The following is a 25,413-nucleotide window of genomic DNA, read 5'->3' as shown; positions in this document are numbered from 1 at the left end:
CATCGAGGTCATCATCCGTACGGTCGGACCCATGTCGATTCAAGACTCTGCCTTCGAATGGACGGAAACGAATCGCGAATGGCTGATCGAGAATCCTGCTCGCATCGTCGCTTACGTGGTCGTCGCGTTGATCGTCCGTTTCGTGATCCATCGCTCCATCGACCGCGCCACCCGGCCGCGAACCGCCGGTGGCGAGCCGGGCCGGGGGACGGCCCTCATGCGTGGGCTCCGGTCGAAATCGCCCTCGCCCGAACGCAGCGCGCAGATCGCCGCCCGGCGGGCGCAACGCGCGGCGACGATCGGCTCGGTCCTCAAGTCCACGGTGTCGATCGTCCTGCTCGTCTGGGTCGTGCTCAGCGTGCTCAGCGTCCTCGGCGTCAACATCGCACCGTTCATCGCCTCGGCCGGGATCGTCGGCCTCGCCATCGGTTTCGGCGCGCAGAATCTGGTGCGGGACTTCGTGACCGGCGTGTTCATGCTCCTCGAGGACCAGTACGGCGTGGGTGACATCGTCGATCTCGGCGAGGCGGTCGGCGAGGTCGAGTCGGTGGGTCTCCGGGTGACCACGCTGCGCGACATCGACGGCACCCTCTGGTACGTCCGCAACGGCGAGATCGCCCGGGTGGGCAACATGAGCCAGGAATTCGCGGTCGCGCGTGTCGACGTCCCGGTGGCACCGGGTGCCGACATCGACAAGGCGCAGCAGGTGGCGGACGAGGCGGCCCGCACCGCGGTCGAGGAGGACTCGACGGACATCCTCGGCCAGATCGAGATGCTCGGCGTGCAGGAGGTGTCGTCGGATCAGGTCGTCCTGCGGCTGACGGTGAAGACCAAGCCGAACGGCCAGTGGGCGGTGCAGCGGCGTCTGCGCCGTGCCATCCTGCGGGCCTTCGTGGAGAACTCGATCGACCTGCCGTACTCGCGGGCCTGGGCGGCGCTGGCGGATTCCGTCGCGCCGTGACGGGCTGCGCAGACGACTGCTGACACAACGAGAAGAACCCCGGCTCAGAGCCGGGGTTCTTCTCGTTGTTCTGGTGTCCGAGGGGGGACTTGAACCCCCACGTCCGTTAATAGGACACTAGCACCTCAAGCTAGCGCGTCTGCCATTCCGCCACTCGGACCTGCATGCCGCGGTGAGTGTTTCCGGCGGTGTCCCGCCGTCATCTCGCTGCAGCGGGATAACCCTAACCGAGGTTGCCCGCGTATCCCAAATCCCGTAGGAGTGAGGGGTGTCTTCACAGTCTGCGACCGACGAAGTCGTCGATCTGGTCAGCCAGCTGATCCGGTTCGACACCTCCAACACGGGTGAACCCGAGACCACCAAAGGCGAAGAGGATTGCGCCAAGTGGGTGGCCCAGCAACTCGAGGAGGTGGGCTACACCACCCAGTACGTCGAGTCGGGACGTCCCGGCCGCGGGAACGTCTTCGCGCGGCTGGCCGGACCGGCGGATTCCGACCGCGGCGCGCTGCTCGTGCATGCGCACCTCGACGTCGTCCCGGCCGAGCCGGCCGACTGGAGCGTGCATCCGTTCTCCGGCGCCATCAAGGACGGCTACATCTGGGGCCGCGGCGCCGTCGACATGAAAGACATGGCCGGGATGGCGCTCGCGCTCGCCCGGCAGTTCAAGCGCGACGGCACGGTTCCGCCCCGGGAGATCGTGTTCGCGTTCCTCGCCGACGAGGAGGCCGGTGGTGCCTGGGGTTCGCACTGGCTGGTGGAGCACCGTCCGGACCTGTTCGAGGGCATCACCGAGGCGGTCGGCGAGGTCGGTGGCTTCTCGCTCACCGTCGACCGGCCGGACGGAACCCAGAAGCGTCTCTATCTCGTGGAGACCGCGGAGAAGGGTCTGGCCTGGATGCGCCTGACCGCCGAGGCGCGGGCCGGACACGGGTCGTTTCTGCACGACGAGAACGCGGTCACCGAGGTCGCCGACGCAGTCGCCCGGATCGGACGGCACACGTTTCCCCTGGTGATGACGGAATCGGTGAGCCAGTTCCTGGCCGAGGTCAGCGCGGAGACGGGTCTCGACCTGAGCCCGGAGGCCCCCGACCTGGAGACGTCGCTGTTCAAACTGGGCAATCTCGCGCGGATCATCGGTGCGACACTGCGCGACACCGCCAACCCCACGATGCTCAAGGCCGGCTACAAGGCCAACGTCATCCCGCAGAAGGCCGAGGCGGTCATCGACTGCCGCGTCCTGCCCGGACGCCAGGCCGCCTTCGAGAAGGAGATCGACGAACTCATCGGGCCCAACGTGCGCCGCGAGTGGATCACTCATCTCGATTCCTACGAGACCACGTTCGACGGTGACCTCGTCGAGGCGATGAACGCCGCCATCCTCGAGCACGATCCACAGGGAAAGACGGTGCCGTACATGCTCTCCGGCGGCACCGACGCCAAGGCGTTCGCGAAACTCGGGATCCGCTGCTTCGGCTTCGCGCCGCTGCAGCTGCCGCCCGAACTCGACTTCGCGGCACTGTTCCACGGCGTCGACGAGCGCGTTCCCGTCGACTCGGTTCTGTTCGGCACCAAGGTCTTCGAGCACTTTCTGCGGCACAGCTGAACGCATCCGAGACACACCACTGAGACACACCACTACAGTGGGCGGCACGGCCTTCCTCCCGACCGGGACCACCCGCGTCGGAGAATGCCCGGCACTCTTCCGACGCGCGAAACGTGAGAAAGGTGAACACATGTCGTCATTCGACCCGTACTCCCCGCTACCGAGCCTGCCCGGCTTCACCCTGACCTCGGAGAGCCTCACCGACGGGGCCGCGCTGGCCAACGGGCAGGTGAGCGGGATCATGGGCGCGGGTGGGGAGGACCTCTCGCCGCAGCTCAGCTGGTCCGGGTTCCCCGCCGAGGCCAAGAGTTTCGCCGTCACCGTGTACGACCCCGACGCTCCGACCGCCGCCGGATTCTGGCACTGGGCGGTCGCCGACATCCCCGTCTCGGTCACGAGCCTGCCCGAAGGCGCAGGTGACGAGGAGGGGGCCGGGCTGCCCGATGGTGCGGTCACGCTCACCAACGACGCCTCGCTGCGCCGCTACATCGGTGCGGCGCCGCCGCCTGGACACGGACCGCACCGGTACTTCGTCGTCGTCCACGCCGTGGACACCGAGTCCCTGGGCCTACCGGAGAACGCGACACCCGCGTACCTGGGCTTCAACCTGTTCTCCCACGCGATCGCGCGCGCGACCCTCATCGGCACCTACGAACAGCCGGGCGAGAACGTCTGAGTCCTCCCTCCGGCGCCCTCTGTCGCCGATCGCCCGGTACGAGTCGTGCCGGGCGATCGGTGTCTTTCAGGGCTGGTTGCGAGCCGCGGACCCCACCGCGTCGGAGATCGAGGCGAAGCCACCGGCACGCACCCGCTGCGCGAGGCCGGCGTGCAACTCGGCGAGCCACACCGGGCCGCCGTAGATGAAGCCGGTGTAGACCTGCAGCAGGTCGGCGCCGGCGCAGATGCGTTCCCAGGCCTGGTCGACGGTCTCGATGCCACCGACGCTGACGAGCGCGATCCGTCCGCCGACCCGGTTGTAGAGGCGCCGCAGCACGGTCAGCGACCGCGCGGTGACCGGTGGCCCGGAGAGTCCACCCGCACCGATCTCCCGGACCTCGTCGGATGCGGTGCGCAAACCCTCGCGGCCGATCGTGGTGTTGGTGGCGACGATCCCGGCCAAGCCGAGCTCGACGGCCAGGTCCGCCACGGCGTCGACGTCGTCGTCGACGAGATCCGGCGCGATCTTGACCAGCACCGGTACATGCACCGCGGCGAGCACCGCGGCCAAGATGGGCCGAAGTGAATCCACGGCCTGCAGATCACGCAGCCCCGGGGTGTTGGGCGAGCTCACGTTCACGACGACGAAATCCGACAGCGGACCCAACAACTCGGCCGAGCGCCGGTAATCGTCGATCGCGTCATCGACCGGAACGACCTTGGTCTTGCCGATGTTGGCGCCGATGGGCACCGACACCGGGCCCCGTCGCACGCCGGTCAGATGCTGCGCGGCCACCTCCGCGCCCGGATTGTTGAAACCCATGCGGTTGACGAGCGCGCGGTCGGCGGGAAGCCGGAACAGCCGCGGCGTCGGATTGCCGGGTTGCCCCTGACCGGTGATCGTGCCGATCTCGGCGAAACCGAACCCGATCTGACCCCAGGTGTTCACCGCGCCCGCGGTCTTGTCGAACCCGGCCGCCAGACCGATCGGGGCGGGGAAGTCGACACCGAAGACCCGCGTGCGCAGGACCGGATCGTGCCGGGCCAGCAATTTGGCGGTCAGGAACGCCAGGAGCGGAAACCGTCCGACGACCCGCAGGACCGCGAAGACTATGTGGTGGATCCGCTCCGGATCGACACGGAACATCGTCGAACGCAGCAGGGGATAGCACCACCGGTTGAGCACGACGAGCGCTCCGGTGGTGCCGCGGGACATCAGCATGCGCGTGCGCTCCGGGGATCGTGGCCGTTCTGGTCAGGGGACTGCTCATGGGTCGAGTCGGGGCCGCGGGATCCCCGCGGCGGTCGGCGCCGCTTCAGCAATACCTTGCGGGTGCCGTCGGAGTAGAGCCGCACCCGCGACAGTTCCCAACCGCCGAACTCGGCTTCGAGGGCCAACCGCATCGAGGCGGTCACGCGGGTCACGTCGGGCGGCAGACGGAGCAGTACGCACTCGACATCCTCGGTGGTGACCTCCCACCCGTCCGGATAACGAGAACCGTGCCGTGCCGAGGTACGCGTGGATCGCGTGGTCGAACGGTCAGAAGTCATTCGGCCCGCTCGCTTCGCTCCCGGCGCCGGGAGTCATGCGGCCCGCTCGCTTCGCTCCCGGCGCCGGGAGTCATGCGGCCCGCTCGCTTCGGGAGTCATCCGGCCCGCCCATCCGGGACGACCTGCAGCCCGCCGTCCCGTGCGGAGAGCACATAGACGGTGCCCGACGAGTCGACGGCGATCCGGTCGGGCTGCACGACCGACGCGAACCGCTGGATCTCGGTGGGTTCACCGTCTGCCAGGTCATATGCCACCACCTCGTTGTTGCCGGTCGTCGACACCCAGAGCCGGTCCCGGGTGTCGTCGTAGTCTACGGCGTACGGTCCGTCCGCCACCGGATAGCGAAACCGCATCACCAGCGGCGATCCGAAGAACCCGAGGATCTCGCCGTCGCGGGTGTTGGCGACCAGCACCCGTCCGAACTCGTCCACGGTGGAGTTGGTGGCCCCGTTGCCCGCTCGCAGCGCCGGCCCCAGGTCGCCGGACTCCGGGTCGACGGGGGTCACCGACGACTGTGCGCGGTCGAGGACGACGACCTGCCCGCCGAGCCCCTCCGCGGAGTCCGGCGCAGCGGTCAGCGAGTCCACCCGCACGAACCGATCGAGATCGTGCTTCTTCGCGAAGTTGTTGTCGTACACGATAACTCGTCCGTCCACAGTGCCGACGACGAGAAAGCCGGACGTGGTCCGCGCCACCGCGGTCGGTTGGTCGGATTCGAGGTCGCCGGTCTGGACCCGGCCCTCCGCATCGACGACGACGAGGGCACCCGGGCCGGCGCCGACGTATGCGCCGTCGTCACCCGCGGCCAGGGCGGTGAGGCCGGGCACGGTGATGGTCTGCGGTGGCGAGGTCACCCTGCCGGTGTCGTACCGGAGGATCTGGTTGCCGTCGGCGGAGAGCACCGCGACGCTGCCACCCGACGTCGCGAGGGCGCGCGCTCCGGCAGGCGCCGGGACGACGGTGCCCGCGGGCGCCGTCGCCGAACTCGCCGGGGCCTCCGGCGCGGTCGCCGGCGTCACGGTCGGTACGTCGGGGGTGCTGTCGTCGGAGCCGCACGCGGTGATCATGCCCACACCGATCACCAGGGCCGCCGCTGCGGCGACCGGACCCCGCAGGCGCGACATGCCCGTGCGGGACTGGTGAGGGGTGCGGGATGGTCGCGGCGAGGACATGACCCCATCTTGCGTGACCGCGTCCGCGCGGCACTCAGGCGGGTCGAGGGCGCGTGCCGTGTCGGGTCGGGCGCCGCGGTCCCAAGTAGCATCGGGCGCCGTGACCGACACCATGACGTGGACCCAGTCGATCGTCCTCGGGGCGTTGCAGGGCCTCACCGAGTTCCTGCCGATCTCCTCCTCCGGGCATCTCCGGATCGCCTCCGAGCTGATGTTCGGCGAGGACGCCGGCGCCTCGTTCACCGCGGTCACCCAGCTCGGCACCGAGGCCGCCGTCCTCGTCTTCTTCGCCCGGGACATCGTCCGCATCATCACGGCCTGGTTCCGTGGTCTCCGGCATGCCGACGAGCGGAACCTCGACTACCGGATCGGTTGGTATGTGATCTTCGCGACCATCCCGATCGGCCTGATCGGCTACCTGTTCAAAGACGAGATCCGCACCACGGGGCGCAACCTGTGGCTCGTCGCGATCATGCTCATCGTGTTCGCGGGGGTGTTCTGGCTCGCCGAGCGGTACGGGCAGAAGCAGCGGAACCTCGAGCAGCTCACCCTCCGCGACGGTCTCGTCATGGGCGGTGCCCAGTGCCTCGCGCTGATCCCGGGGGTGTCCCGTTCCGGCGCGACGGCCAGTGCGGGCCTGTTCCTGGGGCTCGAACGGGAAGCCGCCTTCCGTTTCTCGTTCCTGCTGGCCATCCCGGCGGTCACCGCGTCCGGTCTGTTCAGCCTGCCGGACGCCTTCAACCCGAGCGGCGAGGGCATGGAGGCCAGTGGGTCCCAGTTGCTCGTCGCGACGCTGATCGCGTTCGTCGTCGGCTATGCCGCGATCGCGTGGTTGCTGAAGTTCGTCAGCGCGCACTCGATGAACTGGTTCGGTGCCTACCGCGTCGTGCTCGGCGTGACCCTGATCGTGTTGCTGTCGACGGGCGTGATCTCGGCGACCTGACGCCCCGCCCGCCGCGCCGGACTCCGCGCGCTGTGCGGCCCCGCGGGGCCGGTGCCTATGGTTGTGGGATGACCGTGATCCTTCTCCGGCACGGCCGTTCGACGGCGAACACCTCGGGGGTGCTCGCCGGTCGCAGCGCCGGCGTCCATCTCGACGACCGCGGGCGCGCCCAGGCCGATGATCTGGTTCGACGCCTCGGCGACCATCTCGGCTCCATCCGGGCGGTGGCACGTTCGCCGCTGGACCGATGTGCCGAGACGGTCGCGCCGCTGCTGGCCGCGCTGGGCGCGGACGGGCAGGCCCCGCCCGAGATCGTGGTCGACGACCTCGCGGAGGTCGACTACGGCGGGTGGACCGGGCGGTCGATCTCCGAACTGCTCAAGGAACCGCTGTGGAAGGTCGTGCAGCAACAACCGTCGGCCGCGGTGTTCCCGGACGGGGAGGGGCTGGCCGACGTCCAGGCGCGGGCGGTGCGCGCGATCCGTGAACTGGACCGGATCCACGGCGGGCCCGACGGTTCCGGGGTGTGGATCGCCTGCTCGCACGGCGACGTGATCAAGGCGATCATCGCCGACGCCATGGGCACCCACCTGGACGCCTTCCAACGCATCGTCGTCGAACCGGCGTCGATCAGCGTGATCAGGTACGCCTCGTCGCGGCCGTACGTGCACACCGTGAACACGACCGAGACGCTGTCGATACCGAAGCCCCCGCCGCCGGCGCAGGACGGGCAGCGCCCGGCCGATGACGCGGTCGTCGGCGGGGACACCGGGGCGGATGTCACGCCGTCGGCGAACGGCGCCGCGACGATCCCGGCGACATCGGGATAATGAACCAGACGACGAAGGAGGTGTGATGTCTCGAGCCATCCATGTGTTCCGCAGCCCGGACCGCTTCGTGGCGGGCACGATCGGGCAGCCCGGCGACCGTACGTTCTACCTCCAGGCGGTCCACGAGGCCCGCATCATCAGCGTGATGCTCGAGAAGCAGCAGGTCCAGATCCTGGCCGATCGGATCGGTGCGCTGCTCGACGAGATCCACCGCCGCTTCGGCACGCCGATCCCGCCGGAGACCGACCGGGTCGGCGACCTGAGCCCGCTGGTGATGCCCGTCGACGCCGAGTTCCGCGTCGGCACGATGGGTCTGGGGTGGGACGCGGAGTCCGAGGCCGTGGTGGTCGAGTTGCTCGCCATCACCGAGGGGGAGTTCGACGAGAGTGTCGTTCTCGACGACACCGACGAGGGTCCGGACGCCGTGCGCGTCTTTCTCACCACCGCCGCCGCCCGCGAGTTCGCCGCACGGTCGTCGAAGGTGATCTCGGCCGGCCGGCAGCCGTGCCCGCTGTGCAGCGAACCGCTCGATCCCGAGGGGCACCTGTGTATCCGGACCAACGGCTACAAGCGGGACGCGGAGTTGAGCAAGTCCCTCGACTTCATCGATCCCGAGGTCTTCAACAGCCTTGCCGCACAGAGTGATCCGGGCCTGACGGCCGACGAGGAGCCGTTCGACCAGGCGGGGGACGCACCTCAGCCCGGTGACCCGGACGAACCCGATGAGCCCGGCGACACCGGCCCCTCCGCACGTGACTGACGAGCCCGCGGTCGACCACGTCCTCCGCGAAGGCGAACTCACGATCCTCGGCCGGATCCCCTCGGCCAGCAACGCGACCCTCGTGTGCGACGCGGTGCTCGACGGCCAGACGTCGGTGCGCTGTGTCTACAAGCCGGTCCGCGGCGAGGTCCCGCTGTGGGACTTCCCCGACGGCACCCTCGCCGGGCGAGAGGTGGCGTCGTATCTGATCTCCGAGGCACTGGGCTGGGACACGATTCCCACGACGGTGCATCGCGACGGCCCGCTCGGGCCGGGGATGGTGCAGCGCTGGGTCGAGACACCCGACAACACCGACCATCCGATCCCGGAGACCGAGCCGCGGATCGACCTCGTCGACCTCTGCCCGGTCGGGGCCGTGCCCGCCGGGTACCTCGCCGTGCTCCAGGCCTACGACCCGTACGGCGACCCCGTCGTCCTGGTACACGCCGACGACCCGCGGCTGCAGCGGATGTCGGTGCTCGACGTCATCCTCAACAACGCCGACCGCAAGGGCGGACACGTGCTCGAGGGTCTGGACGGTGTCGTCTACGGGATCGACCACGGCATCTGCCTGCACGGCGAGGACAAACTGCGGACAGTGCTGTGGGGTTGGGCGGGGGAGCCGGTGCCCGGGCACCTCGTCGCCGACGTCGCCGAACTCGCCGAGCGGCTCGAGACGGACGGGTCGACGCTGCGCACGCAGCTCGCCGAGCACATCACCGCCGACGAGATCGAGTCGCTGGCGATCCGGGCGATCGTGGTCGCCGAGAGCGCGACCATGCCGCATCCGCCGGGTCATCGGCCGATACCGTGGCCGCCGTTCTGAGGGAGTCCGGCGCACTCGGCACGAGGGGACCGAACTGCTCGGCCCCGAACGCGATACACGGCCGGCGGGCAATACAGTGGACGCATGCAGTCGTGGCCCGATCTCGAACTCCCCGCCGTTCCGGGTAGTGGACCCGCCCTCCGTCTCTATGACACCGCCGATCGCGCGGTCCGACCCGTCGCCCCCGGCGCCACCGCGACCATCTACGTCTGCGGTATCACCCCGTACGACGCCACCCACCTGGGGCACGCGGCCACCTATGTGACCTTCGACCAGGTCAATCGGGTGCTGCGCGATCAAGGCCACGAGGTCCACTACGTCCAGAACGTGACCGACGTCGACGACCCGCTGTTCGAGCGGGCGGATCGCGACGGCGTCGACTGGCGCGACCTCGGGGCCCGGGAGACGCAGCTGTTCCGCGACGACATGACCGCCCTGCGGGTCCTGCCGCCGCGCGACTACATCGGCGCGGTCGAGTCGGTCGACGAGGTCGTCGAGGTCGTCGACAAGCTGCTCGCCTCCGGTGCCGCCTACACCGTCGACGACGCCGAGTTCCCGGATGTGTACTTCCGTACCGACGCCACCGAACAGTTCGGCTACGAGTCGGGGTACGACCGCGAGACCATGGCGCGGTTCTTCGCCGAACGCGGCGGCGACCCCGATCGTCCCGGCAAGCGCGACCCGCTCGATGCCCTGCTGTGGCGTGCCGTGCGGCCCGGCGAGCCGTCGTGGGACTCACCGTTCGGTCCGGGCCGGCCGGGCTGGCACATCGAGTGTTCGGCGATCGCGTTGAACCGCCTCGGCATCGAGTTCGACATCCAGGGCGGCGGCAACGATCTCATCTACCCGCACCACGAGTATTCGGCCGCCCACGGCGAGGCCCTCACCGGTTCGCGACGGTTCGCCCGGCACTACGTGCACACCGGGATGGTCGGCCTCGACGGCGAGAAGATGTCCAAGAGTCGCGGCAACCTGGTGTTCGTCTCGGTGCTGCGTCGCGACGGCGTGGACCCGGCGGCGATCCGCCTCGCCCTGCTCGCCGACCACTACCGAGGTGACCGGATGTGGACCGCGGAGGTCCTCGACACGGCCGTCGAACGCCTCGCCCGGTGGCGTGCGGCGCTCGGCGCGAGCACCGGTCCCGACGCCGAGCCGGTCATCGCCCGCATCCGCCAGCACCTCGCCGACGATCTCGACACCCCGAAAGCGCTTGCCGCAGTCGACGGTTGGTGCGCGGACGTGCGCACCGGCATCGGTTCGTCGACGACGGCGCCGGCCGCGCTCGCCGACGCGGTCGACGCCCTGCTGGGAATTCCGCTCGTCCCCGGCGCCTGAGCGGCGTCGTCCCACACCGAGATGTCGGCTCGCCGGCGTCTGGGTAGAGTGCTGACGTGGCGCGCGTGCAAGAGATCCGACCCGAGACCGACGCCGGGGTGTACACCGTCGTCACCCGGACGTCGACCTACCTGCTGGATTTCACCGAGATGACGCTTCTCCGGGCTCCCGGGGTCGGTGGCACCGACAACGAGGACTGGACGGTCAGCCGGCTCCGGCGTGACTCCGAGGACATCCCGCTGCTCGGCGTGAAGTCGTGTCGCCTGGGCGAATCCGCACAGTTCTGGGTCCGGGCCGCCGACGACCCGGACGTCCGCACGTGGCGGATCACCACCCCCGTGGTCTCGATCGAGAAGATCGGCTGACGCCCGGTCGCCCGGTTCAGGAACCGAACGGCCCCTGGCCGCGGCGCTTGAGGTAGCGCTCGAACTCGGCGGCGAGTGCGTCGCCGTCGATCTTCGCCATCACCTCGTCCGGATCGACCTCGGCGTCCCCGCGCTCCTCGAGCCCGCGCACGTAGTCCGCGATCTCCTCGTCGTCCTCGGTCATCTCGGTGACCGCGCGTTCCCATTCCTCGGCCTGCTCGGGGAGCGTGCCGAGCGGTACCTCGATGTCGAGGACCTCCTCGACCCGCGTCAGCAGTGCGACGGTCGCCTTCGGGTTCGGCGGCGTCGACACATAGTGGGGGACCGCCGCCCAGAACGACACGGCCGGCAGGCCCGCCTGGACGAAGAGGTCCTGCAGAACCCCGGTGATTCCGGTCGGGCCCTCGTAGCGGCTCTCGGCGAGGTTGTACCGGGCCGCGGACTCGCTGCTGTAGGCCGCGCCGGTGACCGGCACCGGCCGGGTGTGCGGGGTGTCGGCGAGCAGCGCGCCCAGCATCACCGTGGTCTCGACCCCGAGCTCCTGCGCGAGGTCGACGATCTCGGCGCAGAACGCCCGCCACCGCATGTTCGGTTCGATGCCGCGGACCAGCACGATGTCGCGGTCGGCGCCACGCGGACTGCAGTACGAGATGGAGGTGGTCGGCCAGTCGATCCGGCGCGTGACACCGTCGATCTGATTCACAGTGGGGCGATTGACCTGGAAGTCGTAGTATTCATCGGAGTCGATGTCGGCGAGGGGTCGGGCGTCCCATTCGAGTGCCAGGTGCTCGACAGCGCTGCTGGCGGCGTCCCCGGCGTCGTTCCACCCCTCGAAGGCCGCGAGCAGAATGGGTCTGCGCAGCTGGGGAAGGTTCGACGTCTGCTCAGCGTTCACCGATCCAGCCTACGACCGAACACGCAGAGAGGGCGAACTACGCTGTCAACCATGTCCCCTGATTTCTCCGGAACCGATCCTCGCGATTTCGACACGACCTTCCTGTCGTCGATGTCGCGCCGGGTGCTGATCGGCGACGGGGCGATGGGCACCATGCTGCAGGCCGCGGATCTGACGCTCGACGACTTCCGTGGCCTCGAGGGTTGCAACGAGATCCTCAACGACACCCGGCCCGACGTCCTCGAGGGCATCCATCGTGCCTATTTCGAGGCCGGCGCCGATGCCGTCGAGACCAACACCTTCGGCTGCAACCTCTCCAATCTCGGCGATTACGACATCGCCGACCGCATCCGGGAGCTGTCGTACAAGGGCACGGCCATCGCGCGCGGCGTCGCCGACGAGATGGGTCCCTCGGCCGACGGCACCGCCCGGTTCGTCCTCGGATCGATCGGGCCGGGCACCAAGCTGCCCAGCCTCGGCCACACCACCTATGCGGCCATCCGCGACGCCTACCTCGAGTGCGTGATCGGCATGCTCGAGGGCGGCGCCGACGCGGTCCTGATCGAGACCTCCCAGGACCTGCTGCAGGTCAAATCGGCAGTGGTCGCCGCGCACCGCGCGATGGAGCGGGTGGGTCGCAGGATCCCGATCATCTCCCACGTCACGGTCGAGACGACCGGCACGATGCTCCTCGGGTCGGAGATCGGGGCCGCACTGACGGCGCTGGAACCCCTCGGGATCGACCTCATCGGCCTCAACTGCGCCACCGGTCCGGCGGAGATGAGCGAGCATCTGCGATACCTGTCCAAGCACGCCCGCATCCCGGTGTCGGTCATGCCGAACGCCGGTCTGCCGGTCCTGGGCGCCAACGGTGCCGAGTACCCGCTGACACCCGAGGAACTGGCGCAGGCCATGGCGCAGTTCGTCGGCGAGTTCGGACTGGAGTTCGTCGGCGGCTGCTGCGGGACGACGCCCGAACACATCCGGCAGGTCGCGGCGGCGGTCGCCGAGGTGACCCCGGCGACCCGCACCCCGGAGCACGAGTCGGAGACGTCGTCGCTGTACTCCGCGGTGCCCTTCGACCAGGACGCCAGCTTCCTGGTCATCGGTGAGCGCACGAACACCAACGGCTCCAAGGCTTTCCGCGAGGCGATGATCGCCGAGGACTACCAGAAGTGCCTCGACATCGCGAAGGACCAGACCCGCGACGGCGCCCACATGCTCGACCTCAACGTCGACTACGTCGGCCGCGACGGTGCCGCCGACATGACCGCCCTCGCCAGCCGATTCGCGACCTCGTCGACGCTGCCGATCATGCTCGACTCCACCGAGCCGGAGGTCATCCGTGCCGGTCTGGAGTCCCTGGGCGGGCGTTGCGCGGTGAACTCGGTGAACTACGAGGACGGCGACGGACCGGACTCCCGGTTCACCAAGATCATGCAGCTCGTCGTCGAGCACGGCGCGGCGGTCGTCGCGCTGACCATCGACGAAGAGGGGCAGGCGCGCACCGCCGACTGGAAGGTCCGGGTGGCCGAGCGGCTGATCGCCGACATCACCGGCAACTGGGGCCTCGCCGAAGAGGACATCATCCTCGACACGCTGACCTTCCCGATCTCGACGGGTCAGGAGGAGGTCCGGCGCGACGGCATCGAGACCATCGAGGCCATCCGCCGCCTGCACGAGGCCCACCCCGACGTGCACTTCACGCTGGGCATCTCGAACATCTCGTTCGGGCTCAATTCCGCTGCGCGACAGGTGCTCAACTCGGTCTTCCTGCACGAGTGCGTGCAGGCCGGCCTCGACACGGCCATCGTGCACGCGTCGAAGATCCTGCCGATGGCCCGGATCCCGGAGGAGCACCGCGAGGTCGCCCTCGATCTCGTCTACGACCGTCGTCGCGAGGGCTACGACCCGCTGCAGAAGTTGATGGAGCTCTTCGAAGGTGTCTCCGCGGCCTCGGCGCGCGAGTCGCGGGCCCAGGAACTGGCGAAGCTGCCGCTGTTCGAGCGGCTGGAGCGCCGGATCGTCGACGGCGAGCGCAACGGGCTCACCGACGATCTCGACGAGGCGATGACCCAGGTGCCGCCGCTGTCGATCATCAACGACACTCTGCTGTCGGGGATGAAGACCGTCGGCGAGCTCTTCGGTTCGGGTCAGATGCAGCTGCCGTTCGTGCTGCAGTCCGCCGAGGTGATGAAAACCGCGGTGGCGCATCTCGAGCCGCACATGGAGGCCACCGGCGAGGACGGCAAGGGTCGCATCGTGCTCGCCACCGTCAAGGGCGACGTGCACGACATCGGCAAGAACCTGGTCGACATCATCCTGTCCAACAACGGCTACGAGGTCGTCAACATCGGCATCAAGCAGCCGATCGCGACCATTCTCGACGTCGCGGCGGACAAACGGGCCGACGTCATCGGCATGTCCGGGCTGCTGGTGAAGTCGACCGTGGTGATGAAGGAGAACCTCGAGGAGATCAACTCCCGCGGTCTCGCCGACGAGTACCCGGTGCTGCTGGGTGGCGCCGCGCTCACCCGCTCCTACGTCGAGAACGACCTCTCCGAGACCTACGAGGGCGACGTGCATTATGCGCGTGACGCTTTCGAGGGACTGCGCCTGATGGACGACATCATGGCGACGAAGCGCGGCGGGGGGCCCGATCCGGACAGCGCCGAGGCGAAGGCGGCGGCGGAGAAGGCCGCCGAACGCAAGGCCCGGCACGACCGGTCGAAGCGCATCGCCGCGAAACGCAAGGCCGCCGAGGAGCCCGTGGAGGTGCCGGCCCGCTCGGATGTGGCCGCCGACAACGAGATCCCGACGCCGCCGTTCTGGGGGTCGCGGATCGTCAAGGGCGTCCCGATCGCGGATTACATGCAGCTCCTCGACGAGCGCGCGCTGTTCCTGGGCCAGTGGGGTCTTCGCGGCGCCCGCGGTGGTGACGGACCGTCGTATGAGGAGCTCGTCGAGACCGAGGGCCGGCCGCGCCTGCGCTATTGGATCGATCGCCTGTCGACCGAGAACATCCTGCAGCACGCCGCGGTCGTCTACGGGTACTTCCCGGCGGTCAGCGACGGCGACACCGTCCACGTGCTCACCGAGCCGGAACCGGATGCGCCGGTGCGGTTCAGCTTCGCGTTCCCGCGTCAGCAGCGGTCGCGGTTCCTGTGCATCGCGGACTTCATCCGGTCGCGCGACGACGCGAAGGCCGCGGGCAAGGTCGACGTGCTGCCCTTCCAGCTCGTCACCATGGGTCAGCCGATCGCCGACTTCGCCAACACGCTGTTCGCCGAGGACGCCTACCGCGACTATCTCGAGGTGCACGGCATCGGCGTCCAGCTGACCGAGGCGCTCGCCGAGTACTGGCATCAGCGCGTGCGCAGCGAGCTGACGTTCGGCGACCGCACGATGGACAGCGAGGACCCGGAGAACGCGCAGGGCTTCTTCGATCTCGAGTACCGCGGCGCGCGTTTCTCGTTCGGCTACGGGGCCTGCCCCGACCTCGAGGACCGGGCGAAGATGATCGAGCTGCTCGAGCCCGGTCGGATCGGTGTCGAGCTGTCGGAGGAGTTGCAGCTGCATCCCGAGCAGTCGACCGATGCGTTCGTGCTGCACCATCCGGAGGCGAAGTACTTCAACACCTGAGGTACGTCCGCAGCGGATCGAGGGACGGGGGACAGGCGATGACGGTTCTGGAGCGGACCGAGGGGCCGGTGCGGATCATCGGGATCGACCGGCCGGATCGGCGCAATGCCGTCGACCGGGCGACGGCCGACGCGCTGGCGGATGCGTTCCGCCGGTTCGACGCCGACGACTCGGTGTCCGTCGCGGTGCTCTACGGCGAGGGCGGGACGTTCTGTGCCGGGGCCGATCTCAAGGCGATCTCGGACGGCGTGCCGAACCGGGTGGCGCCCGACGGCGACGGGCCGATGGGTCCGACGCGGATGACGTTGTCGAAACCGGTGATCGCGGCGATCTCGGGGCACGCCGTGGCCGGCGGACTGGAGCTGGCCCTGTGGGCGGACCTCCGTGTCGCCGACGACGACGCCGTGTTCGGGGTGTTCTGTCGCCGTTGGGGCGTCCCGCTGATCGACGGCGGCACCGTCCGTCTGCCGCGCCTGATCGGCGAGAGCCGGGCCATGGATCTCGTGCTGACCGGCCGGGCGGTCCCGGCGGCGGAGGCGTTGTCGATGGGGCTCGCCAATCGCGTCGTACCGTCGGGGACGTCGCTGCCGGCCGCGATCACCCTGGCCACCGAGATCGCCGGGTTTCCGCAGACCTGCATGCGCGAGGACCGACTGTCGGTCCTCGAACAGGACGGCCTGGACACCGATGCGGCGATCGGCAACGAGTTGCGGCACGGCATGGTCTCCCTGGCGACCGACACACTCGCCGGGGCAACCCGATTCGCCGGGGGAGCGGGCCGGCACGGTGAGGGCGTCGGCAGCTAGACGTCCAGTACCTCGGTCAGCTGCGGCACGATCTGCTTCTTGCGGGACACGACGCCCTTGCCGAAGGCGTGGCCGTCGGCGACGGTGACCCCCAGGGCCTGCTCGACGGCCGTAACGGGTTCGCCGACCACCAGGAGGTCCGAGTCGCAGGCGATCACGTCGGTGATCAGCAGGAGGTAGAGGTCGTAGCCTGCGGCGTCCTTCTCGGCGGTCATCGCGGCGAAGAACTCGTCGCGGCGGTCGAGCACCTCGGCGGAGTCGACCGTGGTGAGTTGGGAGACCCGCACCGTCTTCGGTCCCATCGCGAAGCTCTTGGAGTCCCGGCCGATGATCGTCGACGCCGGATCGTCGCCGAGGGCGGTGCCCGCGCGGAGCAGTGCGTCACCGTACTCGTCCACGTCGACGCCGGCGATCGCGGCGAGCTCCGCGGCGGCCGCGCGGTCGGCGTCGGTGCAGGTCGGCGAGTTGAAGAGCAGGGTGTCAGAGATGATCGCCGAGAGCATGATCCCCGCCTCGGCGCGCGGGATGTCGACCCCGTTCTCCGCATACATGCGGGTGAGGATCGTGCATGTGCACCCGACGGGCTCGACCCGGACGTAGAGCGGCGCCGCGGTCTCGAAATTCGCGATCCGGTGGTGGTCGATGACCTTCAGCACGGTGACATCGGTGATGTCGGCGACGCTCTGCTGCCGTTCGTTGTGGTCGACGAGCATCACGTCCGACGGGGCTGCGGTCTCGATCACGCGGGGCGCGTCGAGGCCGAAATGCTCTAGCGCAAAGGCGGTTTCGAGACTCGGCCGGCCCAGGGCGACGGCCTCGACGTCACTGCCCAGCGCGGCTTCGAGGGAGGCGAGGCCGATCGCGGCCCCGATGGCATCGGTGTCGGGGTTGCGGTGTCCGATGACCAAGATCTTCGACATGGCGACTCAGCTTTCGCTCGACGTTGCTGAATCCCAGCCTACGGCGCCGTACATCGTGAACCCCCGGAACACGGCTCCATCTCGACGGTCATTGCCAGAAGGTAGTTGTAAATATACAATTGTTGTATGTCTACAACTGATGACGCGTTCGGCGCACACTCGCAGACCGCGACCGAGGTGTGGTTCACGATGAACAGCCTGGTCCGCGATCAGGCCAAGCAATCGCGCGACCGCATCAGCGAAGTCATCGACATCCCCTTCAGCCGGTTCCGGGCACTCCGCCGCGTCGCGGTACGGCCGATGACCCAGCGGGACCTCGCGGAACGGATGGGCGTGGACGCGTCGGCGATGAGCGGCATCGTCAACGATCTCGTCATCCGCGGGCTCGTGACCAGGGAGCCCGACGCCGACGACGGCCGATTCAAACGCGTCACGATCACCGACGTCGGACGTCGTGTGGTGGACGAGGTCGCCGCGAACCCGGCCACGGCCCCCGGCATGTTCGCCGCGCTCGACGAGGAACAGCTCCGGCAGCTCGCGGACCTGCTCGGCCTCCTCCGCGAGGCGGCCGAGTCGTGAACGCTGCACGTGCAGCGTTGCGCGCCCGCTCGGCCGACGGCGTCCTCACGCGTAGGGATCGGCTCGTCATCCTCGCCACCTGCTGTCTCAGTCTCTTCATCGTCGGCCTGGACGTCTCCGCGGTGAACGTCGCACTGCCGTCGATCAGCTCGGACCTGGGTGCGACGCCTGCACAGCTGCAATGGGTCCTCGACTCGTACGCGCTGGTGATCGCGAGCCTGCTGATCTTCGGTGGATCACTCGGAGATCGTCTGGGCCGCAAGAGGGTCTTCCAGGTGGGTCTGGTGACCTTCGGTGTCGCCTCCGTGCTGTGCTCGCTGGCGCCCACACCCGAGGCGCTCATCGGGGCGCGCATGCTGCAAGCCGTCGGCGGGGCGATGCTCAACCCGGTCGCGCTGTCGATCGTCACCAACGTCTTCGTCGATCCACGAGAACGCGCCCAGGCAATCGGATTGTGGGGCACCGCATTCGGCATGAGTCTGGCATTCGGGCCGGTCGTCGGTGGCGCGCTCGTCACCGGAATCGGTTGGGAGGCGATCTTCTGGCTCAATGTCCCGGTCTGCTTGCTGGCCGTCGCTCTGACGGTGCGTTTCGTCCCGGAGTCCAAGGCCGACCGAGCCCGTCGGGCGGACCCGGTCGGCCAGGTCCTGATCCTGACCTTCCTCGCCACCCTCACCTTCGCCATCATCGAGGGGCGTCCCCTGGGCTGGACGTCCCCGGCCGTGGTCGCGTGTTTCGTCGTCTCCGCCGGTGCGCTCGTCGCGCTGATCGCATACGAAAGTCGCCGCACGGAACCACTTCTCGACCCGCGGTTCTTCCGAAGCGCGCCGTTCTCGAGCTCGGTGGCATGTGCGGTCCTCGCTTTCGCCGCCACCGGTGGCTTCCTGTTTCTCAACACGCTGTATCTACAGGAGGTTCGCGGGATGTCGCCGCTGAGCGCCGGACTCATGATGTTGCCGATGGCGGCGGCTTCGGTGGTCTGCGCACCGATCGCCGGTCGGCTCGTGGGCGACCGGGGAGCCCGGACGCCGATGGTGATCGGGGGAGTGGCGATGGTGGCGGGCGCACTGATGCTCACCGGCCTGGGCAACGACACCGCTCTCGTCTACGTCGGTGCGTCGTACCTGGTCTTCGGACTGGGTTTCGGGTTCCTCAACGCACCGATCACCAACGGTGCGGTGTCCGGGATGCCGCGCACACAGGCGGGGCTGGCGTCGGCGATGGCCTCGACCGGTCGACAGGTCGGCACTGCCCTCGGCGTCGCGGCGTTCGGAGCGGTGGCATTCGCCGGGATCGAGGGGGCGGTCGCCGACGATCTCGCCGCGGCCGCCCGCCCGGTGTGGCTGATCATGGCCCTGTGTGGTGTCGCAGTCCTCGTACTCGCCATCGTCTCGACCGGTGCGTGGGCTCGTGGCACCGCCGCCCGTACCCGTGAACGGATCGAGTCCACGTCGGGGACCTGGGCGCCCTGACCATCACTGCCGGACGGCGTCGGACTCGGTGGTCGCCGGCGTCACGATCGTGTGCGAATCCCACCAGTCCGCGATTCGCTGCGCGACGGGGTCGGGCGTGCGGGCCCATCCGATGTGAGTGGTGGTCCCGCCCGCCGGGCAGTGCGCGTCGTCGTAGCGCCAGTGGGTGATCGCCTCCGCTGCGAACGCGGCGTCGAACGCCGAGGCCGCACGGTCGGTGACGACCTCGTCGTCGTGTAGCCGGATCGACAACACCGGCACCGCGATTCGGGAGTCGAGTGGGAACGGCGCCCGCCCGGTCAGCACCATGCGTGCCCACTCCCGCATCAGCGTGCGCGGCGTCGGACCGCCGAAGCCGCGTCGTGGCCACCGGCCGGTGATCCCCGCGATCGGGGCGACCGACGCGGCCAGTGCGGCGAGCGGGACCCCGCGCACGCCGTAGTGGCGACAGTGGGGGACCGACGCGCCGATCGCCACGATCCCGTCGGGGGCATCCTCCTCCCGCCGGGCCACCATCGCGGCCAGTTGCGCACCCAGGCTGTGACCGAGCACGAGAACCCTCGTCTCGGTGTCGTCCGCCCGGGCCGCGGCCACGGCGTCGGCCAGATCAGCCGCCTCGTCGGCATAGGACCAGTCGGAACGTCGAGATGGTGGGTCGCTGCCCTCCTCGATCCCGCGGCGCGGGACGATCCGGGCGTCGAATCCGGTCCTCGTCAGCGCCTCGGTCAGGCGACGGTACACACGCGCGGGCACTCCCATCGCCGGCGCGACGAGCACCGTCGTGTGCAGTGCGGAAACCGGGTGGCTCTCGATGCGGGTCATGTCCCCAACCTCTCGCACCCGGTTCCGCCGGCACCACTACCTACCAGGTAGTCGTTTCAGGGTGCGGTCGAATGGATACGAACCAGCGATGACCGACGCCGACTCGAAGGGAGCGACACATGTCGGACGTGAGTGATTTCTCGGAGACCTGCCGACGCGTGGCCGACGCCGCGATGGAGGCCGGTGTACGGATTGCGGTCGCGGAGTCGCTGACCGGTGGGAATCTCGCGACGGAGCTGAGCAAGGCGCCCGATGCCGGGACGTGGTTCCGCGGAGGCGTCGTCGCGTACCACAAGGACGTGAAGTACAGCCTGCTCGAGGTGCCCGAGGGGCCGGTGGTGAGCGAGACGGCGGCGCGCGCAATGGTGGCGACGACCGCGCGCCTCTTCGACGCCGACCTGGTCGTCGCGGTGACCGGCGAAGCCGGGCCCGAACCGGATGAGGCGGCGCCGGGCACGGTGTGGTTCGGACTGGATCACCGGGGCCGGGTCAGCGCGTCCCGAGAGGTGTTCGACGGTGAGCCCGAGGAAGTGTTGGCCAAGACCATCGGCCATTCGCTGGAGCTGATCGAGTCCTGCTTGAAGTCCTGATGTCCCGGACTTGGTGGCCGTTACCCGCGAGGTAGTCGTGGCGGCACCGTCCGGGACCTAGCATGGCCCTCATGACGGTCGAGGTGGGGAGCATGCTGCGGCAGTGGCGCTCTCGTCGCTCGCTGAGTCAGCTGGACCTCGCCTACGAGGTCGGTGTCTCACCACGCCACCTCAGCTTCGTCGAGACCGGCCGGTCCCGACCGAGTCCCGCGCTCCTCGAGGCCCTGTCCGAGCGGCTCGATGTGCCTCTGCGGGAGCGCAACTCGCTCCTCCTCGCGGCAGGGCACGCGCCTCGATACAGCGAGGAACCGCTCGATGCGGACACCATGGTGCGTGTACGGTCGTCCGTCCAGCGGTTGCTCGACGCCCACAACCCGAACATGGGCGTGGCCCTCGATCGCGCCTGGAACGTCGTCCTGGCCAACGACACCGCGCTCACGCTCCTGGAGATGCTGCCCCGCGAACTGCACTCGGTCCCGGTCAACCTGTTCCGGGTCTCGCTGCATCCGGACGGCTTCGCACAACGGACGCACAACTTCGACGACTGGGCGACCTACCTCCTCGACCTGCTCCGGCGGATGGCGCGGATCACCGGCGACCCCCGCCTCGCCGATCTCGAACGGGAGGTGTCGGCGTATCCGTCCGTCGCCGACCTCGACGGTCGCCTGGCGCGCGACCGTGCCGGCCCTCCGGACAAGACGGAGTTGCTGGTGCCCTTCCAACTCGAACTCGGCGATCAGGTCCTGTCCTTCTTCAGCACCCTCACCACGTTCGGTTCGCCGCGCGATGTCACTCTCGACGAGCTGACCATCGAGCTGTTCTACCCCGCCGACGAGCCCACCGAGCAGTGGGTTGCGATGATGCAGGGGTGACAGACACCGCCTCCGCCCGCACGTCCACCACCTCGATCACGCCCTCGGGGACTCGTTTGCCCGCCGCGGTCCTGTGGGACATGGACGGCACGCTGCTCGACTCCGAACCGATCTGGGATGTCGCGATGGCCGAGCTGGCCGCGCGGCACGGCCTCGTCATGTCGCCGGAACTCCGCGAATCCACCCTCGGGAACTCGCTGCCCGACGCGCTGGCGAAGGTGCACGACGCGGCCGGTCTGTCCGCCGCGGACCGCGATCCAGATGCCGACGGACGCTGGACCCTCGACCGGGTCGCCGAACTGTTCGCCGACGACCTGCCGTGGCGTCCCGGCGCACCCGAAGCGCTGGACCTGGTGGCCGCGGCGGGGATCCCGATGGTGCTCGTGACGAACACCGTGCGGGAGCTCACCGAGGTGGCCCTCGAGACCATCGGGCGAGAACGCTTCACCACGACGGTCTGCGGCGACGAGGTCGCCGTGGGCAAACCGGCTCCCGACCCCTACGTGCGCGCCGCGGAGCTCCTCGATGTCCCGGCAGCCGACTGCCTGGCCGTCGAGGACTCGCCGACCGGTGCCGCGGCGGCGTCGGCGGCCGGTTGTCCGACGCTCGTCGTCGAGTCCGCAGCACCGGTCGAGCCGGGTCGGCTGCGAGTCTTCCGGACCTCCCTCGTCGGGCTGGACCTCGACGATGTCGCCGACGCATGGACCGGCGGTCTCGCGCGCATCTCGACATGCAAAAATGAGGAATCGTGAAGACTTTCGAGGAGCTGTTCGCCGAACTCAGCGACAAGGCGCAGACCCGTCCCGAGGGTTCGGGTACCGTCGCCGCCCTCGACTCCGGTGTGCACACGCTGGGCAAGAAGATCATCGAGGAGGCCGGTGAGGTCTGGCTCGCCGCCGAACACGAGTCCGACGAGTCGCTCGGCGAGGAGATCTCGCAACTCGTCTATTGGCTGCAGGTGATGATGATCAAGCGGGGACTGACGCTGCCGGACGTGTACCGACATCTGTGACCGGCTGACCCGGTCCAGATCGATCCCGCACGACCCCACTGTCACCGCGCCCCCGACGGGCGCGACCCCCACGAAAAGGACATCGAGATGCTGCGAGTGGCCGTACCCAACAAGGGTGCGCTCTCCGAATCCGCGTCGGCCATCCTCTCCGAGGCCGGATACCGCCGCCGGACCGACGCCAAGGACCTGACGGTCCTCGACAACAACAACGACGTCGAGTTCTTCTTCCTCCGCCCCAAGGACATCGCGATCTACGTCGCATCCGGCCGCCTGGATCTGGGCATCACCGGGCGCGACCTCGCCCGGGACTCGGGCGCCGAGGTCTCCGAGCAGCTGGCGATGGGCTTCGGCTCGTCGACCTTCCGCTACGCGGCGCCCGCCGACCAGCAGTGGAGCGTGGCCGATCTCGCGGGCAAACGCATCGCCACGTCCTACCCGAACCTCGTGCGTGCGGATCTGGCCGGACACGGCATCACCGCCGACATCATCCGGCTCGACGGTGCGGTCGAGATCTCGATCCAACTCGGTGTCGCCGACGCGATCGCCGATGTCGTCGGCTCCGGCCGTACGCTGCGTCAGCACGATCTGGCCGCGTTCGGGGAGTCGCTGTGCGATTCCGAGGCGGTGCTGATCTCCCGTCGCGACGCCGACCTCACCAAGGCCGAACGCCAGTTCGTCGCCCGGGTGCAGGGCGTCGTGTTCGGACAGCAGTACGTGATGATCGACTACGACTGCCCCCGTTCACTTCTCGACCGGGCATCGCTGCTCACCCCGGGTCTCGAGTCGCCGACCGTGGCACCGATGGCCGACCCGGACTGGGTCGCCGTCCGCGCGATGGTGCCCCGCAAGGATCACCAGAACCTCATGGACGAGCTGTCCGAGCTGGGCGCGAAGGCAATCCTGGCGACCGACATCCGCTCCTGCCGGTTCTGAGCTACGGCACCGCGCTGAGCATCACCGTCTGGGCCGACCGGCCGATGTGCCCGGAGGCGTCGTAGAGGTCGGCGAAGGTGCTGCCGAATCCGTCCGGGCCGGTGATCATGTGGGCGTCGATGCCGACCCACGGTCCGCTCGGGACGCGCGTCAGGTGCACGGTGGTGTCGGTGTTCATCCAGGTCCACCGGTTCGGCCGAAGCCGGGTTCCCAGCCCGTTGGCGACGTCGATGACGGTGAACATCGACTCGAGGTCCGCGATCTTCTCGTCGGCGACGAGCGGGATCGCCGGCCGTAGCCACACCGCGGGAGTCGTCCCGTTGCGTCCCTCGACCCGGATCGACTCGACGGTCCCGATGAATCCCAGCGTGCCCCAGTCGACCGCCTCGCCGCTGTCGTCGGAGAAACCGATCAACGCCTTCGACTCGTCCGGTTCGGGGGTCAGGGGAGCGGGACCGTCGGCGATCTCGGCGGTGTCGGCGACGCGCAGACGCCAACCCACCGATCGTGCGGCGGCGCGGAACGTCCCGTCGGCCTGCTGAACCTGCAGTTCGGCCTCCACGAGGCTGATCTGGCGGCCGGGTCGTACGACCCGGGCGGACACCCGGTTGACGCCCAACCCCACCGGGCCGAGGATCTCGGTGGTCACCCTCGTGAAGTGCTGGGCCGGATCGGGCTCGCACCGCAGCAGCGACCGCATCAGGAGGGCCGACGGGGGACCGCCGTGCTGCATGGTCGGCGACCACACGCTCAGCGTGGCGTCGGTCGGGCGGAAGTACTCGAAGTCGTGCTCGGAGTCAGACCTCGCAGCATCCGACGGGGCGTCGATGGGTTCGTAGTACGAGTTCTCCACCCGGCCACTCTATGACCATCGACATAGTCGTCCGGTGCGGGGGCACGCCGACGGGCTGCCGGCGCGGGATCAGGCCGCGAATCCCGGCGGCGGGCCCGGGTACGGCGGGACCTCACCGCCGAACTCGGGACAGCGGGCGTGGTGCTCGCAGAACTTGCACAGCCAGGACTTCTTCGGTCGGAAATCGCCGGACGTCACGGCCGCGCGGATCGCCTGCCAGATCGCGCGCAGGGTGCGCTCGAAGCGGAGCAGTTCGTCGTGGTCCGGGCGATAGATCAGCTGCTGCCCGTCGGAGAGGTACATCAGTTGCAGGCGGGCCGGCACCACCCCGCGGGTGCGCAGGATCGCGAGCGCATAGAACTTCATCTGGAACAGCGCCTTGGCCTCGTAGGCCTCGCCCGGGGATCGTCCGGTCTTGTAGTCGACGACCCGGATCTCGCCGGTCGGCGCGACGTCGATGCGATCGATGAAGCCGCGCATCAGCATGTCGTCGGCGTCGATCTCGACGTGTTCCTCCACCGCGTCGGCGTCGAACGCGGTGGGGTTCTCCATCGTGTAGTAGGTGGCGATCAGCTTGTACGCGTCGGCGAGGAAGGCCTCCTGCCCGCCCTCACCGATCACCTTCGCCAGGTCCGGGTCGCCCTCGCACAGCGCGGCCCAGGCGCCCTCGACCAGGAGCTCGGCGGAGTCCTGGGTGCGGAGTTCGGCCGGGAGGTCGAACAGGTTCTCCAGCGCCGCGTGCACGACGGTGCCCCGGGTCTGCGCGGCCGTGGGTGTCTCCGGGAACCGGTCGATCGCGCGGTACCGATAGAGCAGGGGGCACTGCTTGAAGTCCGCGGCGCGGGACGGGGACAGCGCCAGCGGCCGCCCGACGATGCCGCGCCCGCCGGTGCCCTGGGAATCCGGGCCGGGCACCCCGGCTGGGGTCGTGCTGGTCGAGGTGTCCCCGACACCGGTCATCGTGCTCACCCTTCGCAGGGTAGGCGCCGGCCCCGACAGGCCGGCGCCCCGACA

The 25,413-nt window shown here is 69.1% G+C and carries 26 protein-coding genes and 1 tRNA gene; 18 read left to right on the top strand and 9 right to left on the bottom strand.

Annotation, left to right across the window (positions count from 1 at the left end):
• Positions 1-31: 31 nt before the first annotated feature.
• Entirely contained in the window at positions 32-961 is a 930-nt protein-coding gene (locus tag ABIC25_RS00515) for a mechanosensitive ion channel family protein (protein ID WP_064570804.1), read from the top strand.
• A gap of 71 nt (positions 962-1,032) precedes the next feature.
• On the opposite strand, the gene ABIC25_RS00510 is transcribed toward ABIC25_RS00515, so the two are convergent.
• Positions 1,033-1,121 (bottom strand) — tRNA-Leu (locus tag ABIC25_RS00510).
• Positions 1,122-1,229: 108 nt separating this feature from the next.
• Here ABIC25_RS00510 and ABIC25_RS00505 point away from each other — a divergent pair.
• A complete protein-coding gene (locus ABIC25_RS00505; protein ID WP_354559512.1) occupies positions 1,230-2,564 on the top strand; it encodes a M20/M25/M40 family metallo-hydrolase in 1,335 nt (444 codons plus the stop codon).
• Between the two features lie 130 nt (positions 2,565-2,694).
• The gene (locus ABIC25_RS00500; RefSeq protein ID WP_354559511.1) at positions 2,695-3,240 is read left to right on the top strand and encodes a YbhB/YbcL family Raf kinase inhibitor-like protein; all 546 of its coding nucleotides are present in this window, start codon (positions 2,695-2,697) and stop codon (positions 3,238-3,240) included.
• 66 nt (positions 3,241-3,306) lie between these two features.
• On the opposite strand, the gene ABIC25_RS00495 is transcribed toward ABIC25_RS00500, so the two are convergent.
• The 3 genes from ABIC25_RS00495 to ABIC25_RS00485 form a co-directional block, all read right to left on the bottom strand.
• Positions 3,307-4,443: a quinone-dependent dihydroorotate dehydrogenase gene (locus ABIC25_RS00495; RefSeq protein WP_354559510.1), complete on the bottom strand. Its 1,137-nt coding sequence runs from the start codon at positions 4,441-4,443 to the stop codon at positions 3,307-3,309.
• The gene (locus tag ABIC25_RS00490) at positions 4,437-4,772 is read right to left on the bottom strand and encodes a DUF5703 family protein (protein WP_239398667.1); all 336 of its coding nucleotides are present in this window, start codon (positions 4,770-4,772) and stop codon (positions 4,437-4,439) included. The genes ABIC25_RS00495 and ABIC25_RS00490 overlap by 7 nt, the downstream gene beginning before the upstream one ends.
• Before the next feature lie 95 nt (positions 4,773-4,867).
• Positions 4,868-5,944: a YncE family protein gene (locus tag ABIC25_RS00485; RefSeq protein ID WP_354559508.1), complete on the bottom strand. Its 1,077-nt coding sequence runs from the start codon at positions 5,942-5,944 to the stop codon at positions 4,868-4,870.
• A 100-nt stretch (positions 5,945-6,044) separates the two neighbouring features.
• On the opposite strand from ABIC25_RS00485, the gene ABIC25_RS00480 reads away from it, so the two are divergent.
• The 6 genes from ABIC25_RS00480 (at position 6,045) to ABIC25_RS00455 (ending at position 11,003) form a co-directional block, all read left to right on the top strand.
• Positions 6,045-6,887 (top strand): undecaprenyl-diphosphate phosphatase, encoded by an 843-nt coding sequence (locus tag ABIC25_RS00480; RefSeq protein WP_004019098.1) that lies wholly within the window; start codon positions 6,045-6,047, stop codon positions 6,885-6,887.
• A 68-nt stretch (positions 6,888-6,955) separates the two neighbouring features.
• Entirely contained in the window at positions 6,956-7,717 is a 762-nt protein-coding gene (locus ABIC25_RS00475; protein ID WP_004019097.1) for an MSMEG_4193 family putative phosphomutase, read from the top strand.
• 25 nt (positions 7,718-7,742) lie between these two features.
• Entirely contained in the window at positions 7,743-8,477 is a 735-nt protein-coding gene (locus ABIC25_RS00470; protein ID WP_004019095.1) for a DUF3090 domain-containing protein, read from the top strand.
• Positions 8,440-9,303 carry an SCO1664 family protein gene (locus ABIC25_RS00465; protein WP_354559507.1) on the top strand — a complete coding sequence of 288 codons (864 nt, stop codon included), beginning with the start codon at positions 8,440-8,442 and terminating at the stop codon, positions 9,301-9,303. Before ABIC25_RS00470 ends, ABIC25_RS00465 begins: the two co-directional genes overlap by 38 nt.
• 84 nt (positions 9,304-9,387) lie before the next feature.
• A complete protein-coding gene (mshC, locus tag ABIC25_RS00460) occupies positions 9,388-10,638 on the top strand; it encodes a cysteine--1-D-myo-inosityl 2-amino-2-deoxy-alpha-D-glucopyranoside ligase (protein WP_354559506.1) in 1,251 nt (416 codons plus the stop codon).
• 56 nt (positions 10,639-10,694) lie between these two features.
• Positions 10,695-11,003 (top strand): hypothetical protein, encoded by a 309-nt coding sequence (locus ABIC25_RS00455; RefSeq protein WP_004019090.1) that lies wholly within the window; start codon positions 10,695-10,697, stop codon positions 11,001-11,003.
• Between the two features lie 16 nt (positions 11,004-11,019).
• Here the strand turns inward: ABIC25_RS00455 and ABIC25_RS00450 are convergent, their stop codons facing one another.
• Positions 11,020-11,898 carry a PAC2 family protein gene (locus ABIC25_RS00450; RefSeq protein WP_004019089.1) on the bottom strand — a complete coding sequence of 293 codons (879 nt, stop codon included), beginning with the start codon at positions 11,896-11,898 and terminating at the stop codon, positions 11,020-11,022.
• Between the two features lie 51 nt (positions 11,899-11,949).
• Here ABIC25_RS00450 and metH point away from each other — a divergent pair, with 51 nt between their 5' ends.
• Both metH and ABIC25_RS00440 read left to right on the top strand, forming a co-directional pair.
• Positions 11,950-15,540 carry a methionine synthase gene (metH, locus tag ABIC25_RS00445; protein WP_354559505.1) on the top strand — a complete coding sequence of 1,197 codons (3,591 nt, stop codon included), beginning with the start codon at positions 11,950-11,952 and terminating at the stop codon, positions 15,538-15,540.
• A gap of 38 nt (positions 15,541-15,578) precedes the next feature.
• Positions 15,579-16,346 (top strand): crotonase/enoyl-CoA hydratase family protein, encoded by a 768-nt coding sequence (locus tag ABIC25_RS00440; protein ID WP_354559503.1) that lies wholly within the window; start codon positions 15,579-15,581, stop codon positions 16,344-16,346.
• Here the strand turns inward: ABIC25_RS00440 and ABIC25_RS00435 are convergent.
• Positions 16,343-17,266 carry a manganese-dependent inorganic pyrophosphatase gene (locus ABIC25_RS00435; RefSeq protein WP_064571358.1) on the bottom strand — a complete coding sequence of 308 codons (924 nt, stop codon included), beginning with the start codon at positions 17,264-17,266 and terminating at the stop codon, positions 16,343-16,345. The two genes, ABIC25_RS00440 and ABIC25_RS00435, sit on opposite strands and share 4 nt — an antisense overlap.
• 126 nt (positions 17,267-17,392) lie before the next feature.
• Between ABIC25_RS00435 and ABIC25_RS00430 the strand changes: the two genes are divergently transcribed.
• Both ABIC25_RS00430 and ABIC25_RS00425 read left to right on the top strand, forming a co-directional pair.
• The gene (locus ABIC25_RS00430; protein ID WP_354559502.1) at positions 17,393-17,845 is read left to right on the top strand and encodes a MarR family winged helix-turn-helix transcriptional regulator; all 453 of its coding nucleotides are present in this window, start codon (positions 17,393-17,395) and stop codon (positions 17,843-17,845) included.
• Entirely contained in the window at positions 17,842-19,317 is a 1,476-nt protein-coding gene (locus tag ABIC25_RS00425; RefSeq protein WP_354559500.1) for an MFS transporter, read from the top strand. Before ABIC25_RS00430 ends, ABIC25_RS00425 begins: the two co-directional genes overlap by 4 nt.
• Before the next feature lie 3 nt (positions 19,318-19,320).
• Here the strand turns inward: ABIC25_RS00425 and ABIC25_RS00420 are convergent, their stop codons facing one another.
• On the bottom strand, positions 19,321-20,139 hold the full coding sequence (locus tag ABIC25_RS00420) for an alpha/beta fold hydrolase (protein WP_354559498.1): 819 nt from the start codon (positions 20,137-20,139) through the stop codon (positions 19,321-19,323).
• 119 nt (positions 20,140-20,258) lie between these two features.
• On the opposite strand from ABIC25_RS00420, the gene ABIC25_RS00415 reads away from it, so the two are divergent.
• The 5 genes from ABIC25_RS00415 to hisG all read left to right on the top strand — a co-directional run bounded on the left by ABIC25_RS00415 (position 20,259) and on the right by hisG (position 23,546).
• The gene (locus ABIC25_RS00415; protein ID WP_239398683.1) at positions 20,259-20,729 is read left to right on the top strand and encodes a CinA family protein; all 471 of its coding nucleotides are present in this window, start codon (positions 20,259-20,261) and stop codon (positions 20,727-20,729) included.
• Between the two features lie 71 nt (positions 20,730-20,800).
• Entirely contained in the window at positions 20,801-21,601 is an 801-nt protein-coding gene (locus ABIC25_RS00410) for a helix-turn-helix transcriptional regulator (protein WP_033203530.1), read from the top strand.
• Between the two features lie 80 nt (positions 21,602-21,681).
• On the top strand, positions 21,682-22,353 hold the full coding sequence (locus ABIC25_RS00405) for an HAD family hydrolase (protein ID WP_354559836.1): 672 nt from the start codon (positions 21,682-21,684) through the stop codon (positions 22,351-22,353).
• Positions 22,350-22,613: a phosphoribosyl-ATP diphosphatase gene (locus ABIC25_RS00400; RefSeq protein ID WP_004019076.1), complete on the top strand. Its 264-nt coding sequence runs from the start codon at positions 22,350-22,352 to the stop codon at positions 22,611-22,613. The genes ABIC25_RS00405 and ABIC25_RS00400 overlap by 4 nt, the downstream gene beginning before the upstream one ends.
• A gap of 87 nt (positions 22,614-22,700) precedes the next feature.
• Entirely contained in the window at positions 22,701-23,546 is an 846-nt protein-coding gene (hisG, locus tag ABIC25_RS00395; RefSeq protein ID WP_004019075.1) for an ATP phosphoribosyltransferase, read from the top strand.
• 1 nt (position 23,547) lies between these two features.
• On the opposite strand, the gene ABIC25_RS00390 is transcribed toward hisG, so the two are convergent.
• Together ABIC25_RS00390 and ABIC25_RS00385 are read right to left on the bottom strand one after the other, a co-directional pair.
• Positions 23,548-24,399: a thioesterase family protein gene (locus tag ABIC25_RS00390; RefSeq protein ID WP_354559496.1), complete on the bottom strand. Its 852-nt coding sequence runs from the start codon at positions 24,397-24,399 to the stop codon at positions 23,548-23,550.
• 69 nt (positions 24,400-24,468) lie between these two features.
• Positions 24,469-25,359: a RecB family exonuclease gene (locus ABIC25_RS00385; RefSeq protein WP_004019072.1), complete on the bottom strand. Its 891-nt coding sequence runs from the start codon at positions 25,357-25,359 to the stop codon at positions 24,469-24,471.
• Between the last annotated feature and the right edge of the window lie 54 nt (positions 25,360-25,413).

Origin of the sequence: Gordonia sp. PvP123 (assembly GCF_040547295.1) — a bacterium.
Lineage (GTDB): Bacteria > Actinomycetota > Actinomycetes > Mycobacteriales > Mycobacteriaceae > Gordonia > Gordonia terrae.
The sequence above is the reverse complement of the archived record's forward strand: the minus strand, read 5'-3'. Positions and strand labels throughout refer to the sequence as shown.

Coding starts and splice junctions, on each gene's coding strand:
- ABIC25_RS00440 (WP_354559503.1), top strand. CDS start 15,579: ATGACGGTTCTGGAGCGGACCGAGGGGCCGGTGCGGATCATCGGGATC.
- ABIC25_RS00470 (WP_004019095.1), top strand. CDS start 7,743: ATGTCTCGAGCCATCCATGTGTTCCGCAGCCCGGACCGCTTCGTGGCG.
- ABIC25_RS00420 (WP_354559498.1), bottom strand. CDS start 20,139: ATGACCCGCATCGAGAGCCACCCGGTTTCCGCACTGCACACGACGGTG.
- mshC (WP_354559506.1), top strand. CDS start 9,388: ATGCAGTCGTGGCCCGATCTCGAACTCCCCGCCGTTCCGGGTAGTGGA.
- ABIC25_RS00430 (WP_354559502.1), top strand. CDS start 17,393: ATGTCTACAACTGATGACGCGTTCGGCGCACACTCGCAGACCGCGACC.
- ABIC25_RS00495 (WP_354559510.1), bottom strand. CDS start 4,443: ATGCTGATGTCCCGCGGCACCACCGGAGCGCTCGTCGTGCTCAACCGG.
- ABIC25_RS00475 (WP_004019097.1), top strand. CDS start 6,956: ATGACCGTGATCCTTCTCCGGCACGGCCGTTCGACGGCGAACACCTCG.
- ABIC25_RS00515 (WP_064570804.1), top strand. CDS start 32: ATGTCGATTCAAGACTCTGCCTTCGAATGGACGGAAACGAATCGCGAA.
- ABIC25_RS00415 (WP_239398683.1), top strand. CDS start 20,259: ATGTCGGACGTGAGTGATTTCTCGGAGACCTGCCGACGCGTGGCCGAC.
- ABIC25_RS00405 (WP_354559836.1), top strand. CDS start 21,682: ATGGACGGCACGCTGCTCGACTCCGAACCGATCTGGGATGTCGCGATG.
- ABIC25_RS00500 (WP_354559511.1), top strand. CDS start 2,695: ATGTCGTCATTCGACCCGTACTCCCCGCTACCGAGCCTGCCCGGCTTC.
- ABIC25_RS00385 (WP_004019072.1), bottom strand. CDS start 25,359: ATGACCGGTGTCGGGGACACCTCGACCAGCACGACCCCAGCCGGGGTG.
- ABIC25_RS00410 (WP_033203530.1), top strand. CDS start 20,801: ATGACGGTCGAGGTGGGGAGCATGCTGCGGCAGTGGCGCTCTCGTCGC.
- ABIC25_RS00435 (WP_064571358.1), bottom strand. CDS start 17,266: ATGTCGAAGATCTTGGTCATCGGACACCGCAACCCCGACACCGATGCC.
- ABIC25_RS00465 (WP_354559507.1), top strand. CDS start 8,440: ATGAGCCCGGCGACACCGGCCCCTCCGCACGTGACTGACGAGCCCGCG.
- ABIC25_RS00485 (WP_354559508.1), bottom strand. CDS start 5,944: ATGTCCTCGCCGCGACCATCCCGCACCCCTCACCAGTCCCGCACGGGC.
- metH (WP_354559505.1), top strand. CDS start 11,950: ATGTCCCCTGATTTCTCCGGAACCGATCCTCGCGATTTCGACACGACC.
- ABIC25_RS00490 (WP_239398667.1), bottom strand. CDS start 4,772: ATGACTTCTGACCGTTCGACCACGCGATCCACGCGTACCTCGGCACGG.
- hisG (WP_004019075.1), top strand. CDS start 22,701: ATGCTGCGAGTGGCCGTACCCAACAAGGGTGCGCTCTCCGAATCCGCG.